Genomic DNA, 253 nt, shown 5'->3' with positions numbered 1-253 from the left:
AAGAGCTGCACGTCCTGCGGCAGATAGCCGATGCTTTCGCCGAACTGGCGCTGGTCCCAGTTGCGCAGATCCATCAGGTCGAGGCGTACATTTCCCGATGTCGGGACGATCGAGCCGACGAGCATCTTGCCGAGCGTCGTCTTGCCGGACCCGGAATTACCGATGATCGCAAGCGATTCCCCCTTCCTGAGCGAGAAGGAGATGCCGTTGAGAATGACCTTCTTTTGCGGTGGCGGCACGAAGAGAATGCGTT

1 protein-coding gene is annotated in these 253 nt (G+C 58.9%); it reads right to left on the bottom strand.

Annotated features, from left to right (window positions below; genetic code table 11):
- On the bottom strand, window positions 1–253 hold a 253-nt coding region (locus EOD29_RS33455; RefSeq protein WP_127248872.1), incomplete at both ends, for an ATP-binding cassette domain-containing protein.

It is taken from the genome of Mesorhizobium sp. M1A.T.Ca.IN.004.03.1.1 (genome assembly GCF_003997555.1).
In the GTDB taxonomy this organism is placed as follows: Bacteria; Pseudomonadota; Alphaproteobacteria; order Rhizobiales; family Rhizobiaceae; genus Mesorhizobium.
The sequence above is the reverse complement of the archived record's forward strand: the minus strand, read 5'-3'. Positions and strand labels throughout refer to the sequence as shown.